Origin of the sequence: Natronococcus amylolyticus DSM 10524 (genome assembly GCF_000337675.1) — an archaeon.
GTDB lineage: Archaea > Halobacteriota > Halobacteria > Halobacteriales > Natrialbaceae > Natronococcus > Natronococcus amylolyticus.
In genome coordinates, this window is sequence record NZ_AOIB01000014.1 from 99,950 (window position 1) to 112,772 (window position 12,823).

Annotated in this window: 8 protein-coding genes; 4 read left to right on the forward strand and 4 right to left on the reverse strand. The window is 65.6% G+C overall.

Annotation, left to right across the window (positions count from 1 at the left end; translation table 11 throughout):
- Positions 1-145: 145 nt before the first annotated feature.
- A complete protein-coding gene (locus C491_RS05235; protein WP_005554327.1) occupies positions 146-580 on the reverse strand; it encodes a universal stress protein in 435 nt (144 codons plus the stop codon).
- Positions 581-806: 226 nt separating this feature from the next.
- On the opposite strand from C491_RS05235, the gene C491_RS22885 reads away from it, so the two are divergent.
- Positions 807-1,682, forward strand: a complete 876-nt coding sequence (locus tag C491_RS22885; protein WP_160167141.1) for a hypothetical protein — start codon at positions 807-809, stop codon at positions 1,680-1,682.
- 69 nt (positions 1,683-1,751) lie between these two features.
- On the opposite strand, the gene C491_RS05245 is transcribed toward C491_RS22885, so the two are convergent.
- Entirely contained in the window at positions 1,752-4,829 is a 3,078-nt protein-coding gene (locus C491_RS05245) for an FAD-binding and (Fe-S)-binding domain-containing protein (RefSeq protein ID WP_005554329.1), read from the reverse strand.
- A gap of 300 nt (positions 4,830-5,129) precedes the next feature.
- On the opposite strand from C491_RS05245, the gene C491_RS05250 reads away from it, so the two are divergent.
- A complete protein-coding gene (locus tag C491_RS05250) occupies positions 5,130-5,651 on the forward strand; it encodes a LutC/YkgG family protein (protein WP_049891512.1) in 522 nt (173 codons plus the stop codon).
- Positions 5,644-7,863 (forward strand): LUD domain-containing protein, encoded by a 2,220-nt coding sequence (locus C491_RS05255; RefSeq protein ID WP_005554332.1) that lies wholly within the window; start codon positions 5,644-5,646, stop codon positions 7,861-7,863. The genes C491_RS05250 and C491_RS05255 overlap by 8 nt, the downstream gene beginning before the upstream one ends.
- 358 nt (positions 7,864-8,221) lie before the next feature.
- Here C491_RS05255 and C491_RS05260 read toward each other — a convergent pair whose 3' ends face one another.
- Entirely contained in the window at positions 8,222-9,361 is a 1,140-nt protein-coding gene (locus tag C491_RS05260; protein ID WP_005554334.1) for an acyl-CoA dehydrogenase family protein, read from the reverse strand.
- Positions 9,362-9,565: 204 nt separating this feature from the next.
- On the opposite strand from C491_RS05260, the gene C491_RS05265 reads away from it, so the two are divergent.
- The gene (locus tag C491_RS05265) at positions 9,566-10,729 is read left to right on the forward strand and encodes an acyl-CoA dehydrogenase family protein (RefSeq protein WP_005554335.1); all 1,164 of its coding nucleotides are present in this window, start codon (positions 9,566-9,568) and stop codon (positions 10,727-10,729) included.
- A gap of 64 nt (positions 10,730-10,793) precedes the next feature.
- On the opposite strand, the gene C491_RS05270 is transcribed toward C491_RS05265, so the two are convergent.
- The gene (locus C491_RS05270) at positions 10,794-12,761 is read right to left on the reverse strand and encodes an archaea-specific SMC-related protein (protein ID WP_005554336.1); all 1,968 of its coding nucleotides are present in this window, start codon (positions 12,759-12,761) and stop codon (positions 10,794-10,796) included.
- Positions 12,762-12,823 lie beyond the last annotated feature (62 nt).

Sequence of the window (12,823 nt, forward strand, 5' to 3'; positions counted from 1 at the left end):
GAAGCGGGCGCAAAAGATTCGCGTTTCCGGCGCTTTTTCGGGGCCGTCTCCGACGCCGAGCGACGTGGCTGGATTCGGACCGGGCCTCGCTCTCGAGGCGTCTTGCGGTTCGTGACCGATCCGAGTGCCAACACCGAGGGCTGTCTCAGCGGACGATCGTAACAGGCACCGGCGAGCGGCGAGTGACGGTCTCGGCGACGCTACCGAGCAGGATGCGACTCGCGCCCGAGCGACCGTGGCTTCCCATGATGATCCCGTCGACGTCGTGGTCGGTCGCGTAGTCGACGATCGACCGAGCGACCGAACCAGTGACCCACTCCGTCTCGATCTCGGCGCCGCGTTCGGCGGCCGTTTCCTCGACTTCCTCGAGGAGCATCCGGGCCTGCTGCTCATAGTTCTCCTGGATCTGCTCGTAGTTGGTCGTGATGCTGCCCTCGATTCCGGTCCCGGAGTAGAACTTCCGCGGATCGACGACGTGGAGTGCCGTGATCGTCGCGTCGGGGTGGACCTCGAGGGCGTACTCGAGGGCCTCGTTCGAGCGCTCCGAATCGTCGATCGGGACGAGTACGGTGGAGACCATGGCGAGTCCTACGACAGGCAGTGCCATAAACCGACTCCTCGAGTGCTGATCGGTCGACTGCTCGCTTGATTCGTCGCTCCGAATCGCACTCCGTCCGCCGATGGATTCCTCTTTCGATGTTTCTGACGAGTAATATTCGGATTGAACGTATATAGTTCACAGAATATATCGATCGGTTGTATCCATAGATTATTTTACACTATCCTGGTAACGTATCTCGCGCCGTATGACACGAAACAGATCGCGTCGAGCAGTGCTAGCGGGAACGGGCGCCGCGGTCGCCGGACTCGCAGGGATCGGATCCCAGGCGGCCGCCGACGGACACGACGTGCCGGTCGTCATCGGGTCGGTGACGCCCGAGCAGGACCTTATCGTCCTGCGCAACGAGGGGGAGTCGACCGTCGATCTTTCCGGCTACATCGTCGACTGGCTGTACAACAATCCGGACTACGACCAGTCCGACTCGCTGCCGAGCGGAACCGAGATCGCGGCGGGAGGAGAGCTTCGCATCACCTCCGGATACTACGACACCGACGCCGACGTCACCTACGACTACGAGGCCGGACGGATCGACAACGAGGGCACGAACGTGATCGCCCTGTACACGCCGAGTCGGTCCAACGCAGTCTCGGTCTACGACACCTCGACGGGTGAAACGGAACCCGGCGATCCCGTCGACGACCCGGAGGACGAGGAGGGCGAAGACGAGGAGCCGGAGGACGAGGAAACTGAAGACGAAGAGCCCGAAGACGGTGAGGAAGAGCCTGACGAGCCGGAGCCCGAGGACGGAGAACGCGAAGACGAGGGGGAGGAAACTGAGGAGAAGCCGGACGAGTCGGAGCCTGAGGCCGAGGAAGAGGAGACGGCCGAACGGAAGGAAGACGACTGCCCCGAGGGGGAAGCTGAAAAAGAGGAGCCCGAAGAGGACGATTGCCCCGAAGAAGAGAAGGAGAAGAAAGATTCCGAAGACGACGACTGCCCGGAGGAAGAGGAGGAGCCCAAGCCCGAGAACGACGACTGTCCCGACGAAGAAGCGGCGGAGCGATCCGAAAAGGGGGAGACAAAGACGGACGAATCGGAGCGCACGGAAGACGACTGCTAACCAGTAACCGGGTAGCGCGATTCGTACCCGGGCCGTAATTTCTTGTAACGAGAACGGCTCGAGCGGGAGCTACCGAAGCGCGGCGTCGACGAGCTGGATCGGCGTCGGGGGCTCCTCCGTGTCTCCGTCGCGGTTCTGCAGCTGGGTCCGACACGAGGCGCCAGGGGCGACAACCCGCTCCCCGGGACTCGAGTCGACCTGGTCGTAGAGGATCGAGGCGATCGCGTCACTCATCGAGCCGTGTTCGGCCTCGTACCCGAAGCTGCCGGCCATGCCACAGCAGCCCGAGTCGAGAGGGTCGACAGCGTAGCCGGCCCGCCGGAGGACGCCGACGGCGTGGTGGTCCTTTGCCGTCGCCTTCTGGTGGCAGTGACCGTGGTAGGTCAGTGACTCCTCGGGCGCGTCGAACGCGAGGCGTTCGTCGAGTCGGAACGCATCGATGTACTCACAGATTCCGTAGCTCGCCTCCGCCAGGGTCCGAGCCTCCTCGTCGGAGAGCAGGTCGAGGTAGTCCGACTGGAGCATCACCGCGTCGGAGGGTTCGATCACGACCACGTCCCACCCTTCCTCGGCCAGCGGGGCGAGCGCCCGGACGTTCTCGCGAGCGGTCTCGCCGGCCTGCTCGAGAAAGCCCTTCGAGAACGCGGGTCGGCCCGTGTCGTCCAGGTCGTCGGGCACCCTGACGGGGACGCCCGCGGCCTCGAGGACGCGCACGGCAGCCTTCCCCGCCTCGGGGTGGCTGTAGTTGGTGTAGGTGTCGGGGTAGACGATCGCCTTCCGATCGGCGCCGCGCTCGGGAACGCGCGAGCCACCTCGCTCCTCGAACCAGTCCCGAAACGTCATCGGCTGGAACGACGGCAGCGGTCGGCTCGAGTCGATCCCGATCGTCGCCTCGAGCAGCTTGCGGGCACCGGGGAGCTTCGGGGCAGCGCTCGAGAGCAGCGGGAACTTCGACCCCCACTTCGAGAGGGTCGAAACGTTCGCGAAGAGCCGATCCCGCAGCGACGAGCCGTTTCGCTCGTGGTACTCGTGAGTGACCTCGGCCTTGAGCTTCGCCATGTCGACCTCGCTCGGACAGTCGATCGCACAGCCCTTGCAGCCGATACAGAGGTCCATCACCTCCTCGACGAACTCGTCGGAAAAGGCCTCACCGGGCTCGAGGTCGCCGCTCATCGCCTGCCGGAGCGCGTTCGCCCGGCCGCGGGTGCTCGTGATCTCCTCCTCGCTCGCCCGGAACGTCGGACACATCACGCCACCCGTCGTCGACTGCTCGCCCCGACAGCCGCCACAGCCGTGACAGAGTTCGACCATCCCCTGAAAGCCGTTGTCGTTGTCCCACTCGAGGGTGGGGTCGAAGCCGGGTTCGAACTCGTAGTCGGGGCCGAAGCGGTGGTGCTCGGTCATCTCCGTGGGATCGTCGTCGCGGAAGACGACCTGGCCGGGATTCAGGAGCCAGTCGGGGTCGAACGCCGTCTTCAGCTCCTGGAAGGTCTCCCACAGCTCCTCGCCGTACAGCTTGCGGTTCCACTGGGTTCGCGCGCGGCCGTCGCCGTGCTCGCCCGAGACCGAGCCGTCGTACTCGACGACCAGGTCCGTCACCGCGTCGGCGATCGATCCCATCTCCTCGAGGCCCGCCTCGGTCTTCGTGTCGATCAGGGGTCGGATATGCAAAACGCCGGGTCCCGCGTGGGCGTAGAAGCTGGCGTAGGTGTCGTGATCCTCGAGTACTTCCTGGAAGTCCGCGACGAACGCCGGGAGGTTCTCCGGCGGGATGGCGGTGTCCTCGAGGAAGGCGATGTGTTTCTCGTCGGTCGTCCGCGAGAGCAGGATCGGGAGTCCCGACTTTCGTAGCTTCCAGATTTGGCTCCGGCTCTCGGCGTCGTGGGCCTCGATCGCGTCGAAGGCTCGGACCTCCTCGTCGGCGACGACCCGCTCTTCGGGTGGGTCTACCTCGCCGACGGGATCCACTGACGGACAGCGGTCCGCGAGCAGGTTCGCGACTCGTCGTTTTCCGTCGGCGTCGTTCTCGGCGTAAAACTCGACGATGAGGACGGCGCCGGTCCCCTCGGGTAGCATCTCCGTGACGGACGCGAACTCGGCGGTGTCCCGCGCGAGGTCGATCAGTACGTCGTCGATGACCTCGACCGCGGCCGCGTCGTGGTCGACAATCGCCGCCACGTCGTCCATCGCGTCGAGGACGGTGTCGTAGGCGAGCAGCGTCATGCTCTTCTCGGCGGGGATCGGCTCGAGCGAGACGGTCGCCTCGGTGACGATCGCGAGGGTCCCCTCGCTGCCACAGAGGAGCTTCGCGAGGTTGACCGTCCCGCCCTCGGCGTCGGGCTCGCCCACCCCGCGCTCGGCTCCGCGGGCGTCCTCGACGAGCCAGTCCAAGTTGTACCCCGAAACGTTGCGCTTGAGATCGGGGTACGTTTCTGCGATCAGGTCGCCTCGCTCCTCGAGGATCCGCGCGACTTCGGCGTAGATCGCCGACTCGAGGTCGTCGCCGGCGGCGAGCTCGGGCAGGTCCTCTACGGCGACCTCGCCGAACCGCGTTCGGGTGCCGTCCGCGAGGACGACCTCCACTTCCTCGACGTAGGCGTCGGTCTTGCCGTACTGCAGGGAGTGGGCGCCCGTCGAGTTGTTCCCGATCGCGCCGCCGAGGGCGCTCTTGTCGCCCCAGGCGGGGTCGGGCGCGAACTTCAGTCCGTGGGGCTCGAGGGTCTCGTTCAGGGTCTCGAGGTAGATTCCGGGCTGGGCGGTCGCCCGACGTGCGTCGGGGTCGACGTCGACGACGCCGTCCATAGACAGCGTGAAATCCAGGACGACGGCCTCGTTGACCGTCTGGCCGGCGAGGCTCGTCCCGCCGCCCCGCGGCAGTACCGGGATCCCCCGTTCGGCGCAGTACTCGACGGTCGCGGCGACGTCGTCGGCCGACAGCGGGAAGACGACGGCGACGGGCGTCACCTCGTAGATGCTCGCGTCGGTCGCGTACAGCTCCCGCGAGTACGAGTCCGCGCGGACGTCGCCGTCGATCAGCCCGCCGATGTCCTCGACCAGCGCCGGCCGATCGACGTCGTCGCTCCGGTAGTCGTAGTCGGCTCTGGGATTGTCGGCCGGGTCGGATCGGGAGGGTGGCGTCGTAGTCATGGGAACGATCGGTGTTCGCCCGCGGTGAAAGTTCCTGTCGCGATACTTGAACGACCGCCGAGAACCGAAGGGGGACGGTCACTGCCGCGCTCGAGGGAGAATCGAACGGCCATTATCCGACCATGAGTGGACCCCACATATAGTTGCTGGGCTAGAGGACGGTTTTCGTCACAGCCCCTCGCGGTCGACCCGCGAACCGACCCCTCGACGGCACCGGGGAGTCGCTCCCAGTGAGTGAGACAGCCACTCGAGGGAACGGGTTGCACAACAGTAATGTGGATCGGGTCGCAGGGTCGAGATATGAGTACCGAATCAGGGTCGCTTCGACGGCGGTTTCAGGATTCCCTCGCCGACCTCGAGGTCGGAGTGAGCCGAACCGAGCCCGCCTCGTTCGAGGCGACGCTCGAGGACGTCGTCGACGACCCCGTCGTGGGAACCCCCCTCCCGTTCGACGGCGTCTCGCTGCCGGCGTGGGTCGACGAGGAACCGTCGCCGCGGACGCTCGAGGCGGCGACGACGGGCGTCACCGCCGCCTCGTTCGGGATCGCCGACTACGGCAGCGTCGTCCTGCCCTCGACCGAGGACGGCGCCGAGCAGGTGAGCCTCTTCCCGGACCTCCACGTCGCCGTCCTCCGGGAGGCGGATCTGGTCCCCGACATGCCGACGGCGATCGACTGTCTCGGGCCGACGCTTCGCGACGGGGAGAGTGCGATCCTCGCGACGGGTCCGAGCGCGACCGCCGACATGGGGTCGCTCGTGAAGGGCGCCCACGGGCCGAAGGACGTCCACGTCGTCCTGCTCGAGGAGGGAACCGATGAGTAAGTCCGACGACCGACAGGCGAAGGCGGCCCGGATTCGCCACCTCCTCGAGACCGAGGGCGACGCCGTCGAGGCCAACACCGCCGGCTTCAACCGGGGACGGTACGAGGCCGTCGCCGATCTCGAGGCCTACGAGGAGCTGAAAGGTGAGGCCCGGGCGATCAAGGAGGACGCGATCGAGCGCCTGCCGGAGCTGCTCGAGCAGGTGACCGAAACCGTCGAGGCAAACGGCGGGACGGTCTACCTCGCCGAGGACGCGGCCGACGCCAACCGCTACATCCGGGAGGTCGCCGCGGAGAAGGAGGCCGACCGCGTCGTCAAGTCGAAGTCGATGACCAGCGAGGAACTCGAGGTCAACGAGGCCCTCGAGGGCGACGGCGTCGACGTCGTCGAGACCGACCTCGGCGAGTGGGTGTTACAGGTCGCCGACGAGACCCCCTCCCACATCGTCGCGCCGGCGATCCACCGCTCGCGCGCCGAGATCGCCCGGCTGTTCAACGAGCGGTTCGACCTCGAGGAACCGCTCGAGACCGCCGAGGAGCTGACGATGTTCGCCCGGGAGCGACTCGGCGAGCAGATCCGCGGGGCCGACGTCGGGATGACAGGCGCGAACTTCATCACGGCCGACTCGGGGACGATCATGCTCGTCACCAGCGAGGGCAACGCCCGCAAGACGGCCGTCGTTCCCGACACCCACGTCGCCGTCGCGGGCGTCGAGAAGGTCGTCCCCTCGGTCGAGGACCTCTCGCCGTTTATCGAGCTGATCGGTCGGTCGGGCACTGGCCAGGACATCACCTCCTACATCTCCCTGCTGACGCCGCCAGTGGAGTCGCCGACCGTCGATATCGACGAGCCCGACGTCGCCTTCGCCGACCGCGAGGACGACCGCGACTTCCACCTCGTGTTGATCGACAACGGCCGTACGGCGATGCGCGAGGACGACCAACTCCGCGAGACGCTGTACTGCATTCGGTGTTCGGCGTGTGCGAACTCCTGTGCGAACTTCCAGTCGGTCGGCGGCCACGCCTTCGGCGGGGAGACCTACTCGGGCGGGATCGCGACGGGCTGGGAGGCCGGCGTCCACGGCGCCGACAGCGTCGCCGAGTTCAACGATCTCTGTACGGGCTGTTCGCGCTGCGTCAACGCCTGTCCGGTCGAGATCGACATCCCCTGGATCAATACGGTGGTTCGGGACCGGCTCAACCGCGGGGGCGACCCAGGTCGATTTGAGTTCCTCTACGACGAGCTCGTCCCCGACGAGGAGCCGAGCGGACTCGACCTCCAGAAGCGACTGTTCGGCAACTACGAGACGCTCGCGAAGCTCGGCAGCGCGACCGCACCGCTGTCGAACCGGGTGGCTGAACTCGGGCCGGTTCGGTCGCTGCTCGAGCGGTCCGTCGGCGTCGACAGCCGGCGCCCGCTGCCGTCGTTCGAGCGCGAGACGCTCCGTGAGTGGTACGACGAGCGAGGCCCCCGAGTCGCGGCGAGCGAGGCCGATCGCGAGGTCGTCCTCTACCCCGACACGTACACGAACTACGTCGACGTCGATCGCGGGAAGGCCGCAGTCAGGGTACTCGAAGCGCTCGACGTCCGCGTTACGATTCCCGACGTCGGCGAGAGCGGGCGGGCGCCGCTCTCCCAGGGGATGATCGCGACCGCCGACGAGCAGGCCAGCGAGGTGTACGCGGCGCTGGCCGAACACCTCGACGCGGGCCGGGACGTCGTCGTCGTCGAACCCTCGGACCTGGCGATGTTCCATCGGGAGTACGAGAAGCTGCTTCCGGAGCGCTCGTTCGAACGGCTCCGGGACGGGAGCTACGAGATCCTCGAGTACGTCTACGGCTGCCTCGAGAACGGCGCCGATCCCACTGTCCTTCACGCGCCCGAGAAGCCGATCGCCTACCACAGCCACTGTCAGCAGCGAACGCTGGGACTCGAGGCGTACACGACGGCCGTCCTCGAGGAGCTCGGCGCCGACGTCTTCGAGAGCGACGTCGAGTGTTGCGGGATGGCCGGTAGCTTCGGCTACAAGCAGGAGTACTACGAGCTCAGCATGGACGTCGGCGACCGACTGCGCGACCAGTTCCAGAGCCCGACCGCCGAGGACCGACTGGTCCTCGCCAGCGGCACCTCCTGTGAGGATCAGCTCGACGACCTGCTCGAGCGCGAGGCGAGCCATCCGGTCGAAGCGATCGATCCAGGTGGTGGCGTCTAGCCCTAATCTATCAGTCTCGGGATAATCAATTGAAATTAACAGGTTCGATCGATCGCCGTCGGGGGAAGTGATTCCGTCGAGCCACTCCACGGGGGCAAACTTCAAACCAGATGTCGATTCGCCTACCGGTAGGCGGCCTCGGACAGGAGGTCTCTCTCCTCGAGCGATCGTCTTCCGGAGCGTACAAGACCGTATTCGAACGAGAGGAGGTCCGAACTAGTTGGTTAATCTATTCTGATACTACACAGTTCCACTTCATATTGGTGTCAGTGTTTTCATCCGGACAGGAAGAGTCGAACACATTGCCGCGCGAAATGACCAGGTTTCGTCGACCGAACGCCTCCCGCCCCGGGAGCGACTACAGCAGTTGATCGGCGATGATGTTCTTCTGGATCTCGCTGGTTCCCTCGTAGATCTTCGTGATCCGGGCGTCGCGGTAGTACCGCTCGGCCGGGTAGTCGGTGACGTAGCCAGAGCCGCCGTGAACCTGGATCGCCTCGTCGGCGACGTCGACCGCGTGCTCGGAGGCGAACAGCTTCGCCATGCTCGAGAACCGGGCGGCGACCTCCTGGTTGCCCTGCTCGACCTGGGTCGCGGCGCGGTAGGTCAGCGAGCGAGCGGCCTCGACGTTCGTCGCCATCTCGGCAAGCTTGTGCTCGATCGCCTGGAACTCGCTGATCTTCTGGTCGAACTGCTCGCGCTCGGTGGCGTACTCGAGGGCCGAGTCGAGCGCTCCCTGGGCCGCGCCGACCGCCTGGGCGGCGACGCTGGTTCGTCCGGCGGCAAAGAACTCCATCAGCTGGTAGAAGCCCTTGTCGACCTCGCCGATGACGTTCTCCATGGGGACGCGGACGTCGTCGACGATGACCTCCGCGAGGTCGGAGGCACGGATGCCGAGCTTGTTGTCGATCTTCTCGGTCTGAATCCCGTCAGAATCCATCTCGACGAGGAAGGCGGTAATACCGCGGTGGCCCTCGTCGGGGCTCGTCTTGGCCATCAGGACGCCGACGTCGGCGACGGTGCCGTTGGTGATCCACATCTTGTTCCCGTTCAGCACGTACTCGTCGCCGTCCTTCTCTGCGCGAGTCTCGATCCCGGCGACGTTCGAGCCGTGTGCGGGCTCGGAGATCATCGAACACGACGCCGTCTCGCCGTTGGCGATCTTCGGCAGCCACTCCGACTTCATCCACTCGTCGCCGAACTCGAGGATCATGTTCGTCCCGAAGCCCGCGGAGCCGACTGCGGAGCCGATTCCCGGATCCGCGCGCCACAGCTCCTCGGTGACGATCGTCGAGGAGAGCTTGTCCATCCCCGCGCCGTCGTACTCGAGCGGAATTCCTGGCGCGACGAGATCGTACGTCGCCGCCTCCTTGCGGATCTCCTCGGGATACGTGCAGTTCCGGTCGTACTCCTCGGCGACCGGCTCGATCTCGTTTTCGCCGAACTCGCGGACGGCCTCGCGGATCGCGCGGTGCTCGTCGGACAGGGCGAATGCCATACCCGGATATCGGAACCTGCGTACAAAATACCTTCGCCTCTGCTAAACATTGTAAGGTATTGTAAGATATATGGAATTAGTGTAAGGAGTTGTCAGCGAGAGGTTCGCTCGAGCAACCCTGTAGACTGAACGGACGACCCCGATCGCGACGTGTGACAGAATGCGTACCACAATGCCTATTGGCTCGTTGGCGTACTATCCGGTATGCTGGATTTCGTCCAACTCGAGGCCGATCTCGACCAGGAGGAGCGCATGATCCGGGATACGGCCCGGGAGTTCGTCGAGGAACACGTCAAACCCGACATCGGCGACCACTTCGAGGCCGGAACCTTCCCCGAGGAGCTCATCCCGAAGATGGGAGAGCTCGGCTTCTACGCGCCGAACCTCGAGGGGTACGGCTCGCCGAACGTCTCGGAGACCGCGTACGGACTGCTGATGCAGGAACTCGAGGCCGGCGACTCGGGGCTGCGCTCGATGGCCTCGGTCCAGGGCGCGCTCGTGATGTATCCGATCCACGCCTACGGCAGCGAGGCCCAGAAGGAGGAGTGGCTCCCATCGATGGGACGAGGCGAGGCGATCGGCTGTTTCGGCCTCACCGAACCCGAGCACGGCTCGAACCCCTCGGCGATGGAAACCTACGCCGAGGCCGACGCGGACGGCTACGTCCTCAACGGCTCGAAGACCTGGATCACGAACTCGCCGATCGCCGACGTCGCCGTTGTCTGGGCGCGGGACCGCTCGAGCGAGGACGACCCCGTTCGCGGATTTCTCGTCGAAACCGATCGGGACGGCGTCTCGACGAACAAGCTCACCGAAAAGCTCTCGCTGCGCGCGTCGATCACGGGCGAGATCGGGCTCAACGACGTTCGCGTCCCCGAGGAGAACGTCCTGCCCGGCGTCTCGGGGATGAAGGGGCCGCTGTCGTGTCTCACGCAGGCCCGGTTCGGGATCGCTTGGGGTGCGGTCGGGGCCGCGCGGGACTGTTTCGAGGAGGCCCGCGCCTATGCTACCGAGCGCGAGCAGTTCGGCGGGCCGATCGGCCGCTTCCAGCTCCAACAGGAGAAGCTGGCCGAGATGGCAACCCAGATCACGCTCGCTCAGCTGCTGGCCTACCGTCTGGCGGAGCTCAAGGAGCGCGGCGAGATGCAACCGCAGCACGTCTCGATGGCGAAGCGAAACAACGTCCGAACCGCCCGGGACCAGTCGCGAGTCGCCCGCGAGATGCTCGGCGGGAACGGGATCACGACCGACTACTCGCCGATGCGCCACATGGCGAACATGGAGACGGTCTACACCTACGAGGGGACCCACGACATCCACACGCTCGTCCTCGGCGAGGAGCTGACGGGCTTTCAGGCGTTCACATAGCGGTGGTGATCCGCGACGACTGATCCGCCTATTACCGAAAACAGCAGCCGCTCGAGCCGAACCGCTAGATCTCGGAGACGACGTCGTGGCTCTGGGCCAGCTGTTCGGCGTCCTCGTCGAGCAGCGCCACGACGAGGTACGGCGCGTACGACTCGAAGTACTCGACCAGCGCCGTGATCCGCTCGGCGTCGATCGCCTCGAGGGAGTCGAGCAGCATGAACGGCACCGTCTCGTAGACGTCGTGGACGAGGTAGCCCGCCAGCGCGAACACCAGTCCCGTCACCTCGCGTTCACTCTCGCTCAGGTGCTCGATCGCGTCCTCGTAGGCCGCGCCCTCCTCGGTACTGCGGACGATCTTCAGATCGAACGAGGACCGCGAGACCTTCCGGCGACCCTCGCGGACCTCCCGCGTGGTGCGGTCGATCCAGATCCGATCGAGGTTGCCGTAGCCCAGCGTCTCGAGCAGGTTCTCCATGTGCTCGTTGAACGCCTCGACGGCGTCCTCCTCGATGCGATCGATGCGGGTTCGAAGGTCGGTCAGCTCCTCGGTCGTCTCCTCGCGGCGGCTCTCGAGACCCTCGCGCTCGCCGAGTCGGTCCTCGACGTTGGCGATCTCGTCTTCGATCTCGTCGCGCTCGCGCTCCTTGCGCTCGAGTTCGAACTCGAGCTGGTTGACCTCGCGGTGTTGCTCGAGAATGTCCTCGGAGCCGTCGCTCTCGAGGTCGTCGATCTCGCTTTCGAGGTCGTCGATCTCCTCGGTGAGCGACTCGCGCTCGTCGGTGAGATCGTCGGTGCGGTCGCGCCGGCGCTCGATCTCGTCGTCGATCGAGTCGAGGCGCCGATCTGCCCGGTCGTACTCCGTTCGGTTCTCGTTTATCTCGGTGAGCGTCGCCCGCTTCTCGTCGAGTTCGTCGTCGATCGCCGAGCGCTCCTCGAGTCGGTCCTGGTGGACCCCGCGAAGCTGCTCGAGCGTGCTCTCGATCTGATCGGTAGCGACCGACGAGCCGCAGGTCCAGCAGGTGACCGTCTCGGAGTCGCTGTCGGCCAGCAGCTGGTCGGTAACGGCGCCGCCGTCGTGTTCGTGACCGTCGTCGCCGAGGAACTCCCCGGCCTCCTCGAGCAGCCGTTCGTTGAACTGCACGGTCCGCTGGAGCTGCGAGATCTCCTCGTTGAGATCGTCCTTCTGGGACTGTAGCGAGTCGATTTCGGCCTCCAACCGGCTGACGTCGGCTTCCTCACCCGTCGAGAGCTCCTCGAGCTGTGCCTCGACCTCCTCGCGTTCGTCCTCGAGGGCCTCGATACTCTCGCGTTCGGTGTCGATCCGGTCGCGGGTGCGCTCGAGGTCGGACCGGGTGCCGCGGAGTTCGTCCAGTTTCGTCTCGAGCTCGGAGCGTTCCTCGCGGCGGGTTTCGACGTCGACGTTCGTCGCCTCGAGCTGTGCTTCCGCTTCCTCGAGTTCTTCTCGGAGAGACTCGATCTCGTCACTCACTCGCGTCCGCTTGGCCTCGAGATCGGGAAGCCGATCCTCGAGGTCGTCGAGTTCGTCGAGTTCGTCGTCGATACGCTGCTTTCGCTGTTCGAGCTGCTGGATCTCGGCCTTGATCGCGTCGGTGTCGACCGGACGCATGATCAGGTCCCGGAGCTCGTCGCCTCGAGCGACGGCCCGACGCGCTTCGTTGGACTCGAGCAAGAACGCGAACAGATCCGCAACCTCCGGATCCTCGAGGTAGGGGTCGCCCTCCGTGACGACGGTCCCGTTCTGACGGTGGAGCGTTCGGCGGTACGTCTCGTCGCCGAACTCGAGGGTAGCTTCACCTTCCTTCGCGTCGGCCTTGAGACTCGCCCGGTCGCTGCCGAGTGCGGCCATGATGCCCTGGAGCAGCGACGTTCTGTTGGTCGCGTTTCGGCCCGAGAGGACGGTGATCCCCTGCTGGAACGAGACGGTCGTCTCCTCGATACCGCCGATGTTGCTTACCGAGAGCGTCGTCTGGTCTGGAGTCTCCCGATTCGATACGTTCTGGCTCGTCTTCATACAGCCCGATAACGCGGCCGGGCAAATAGGTATTGTCCATTCAGCTTCCACCAGGACCGGAT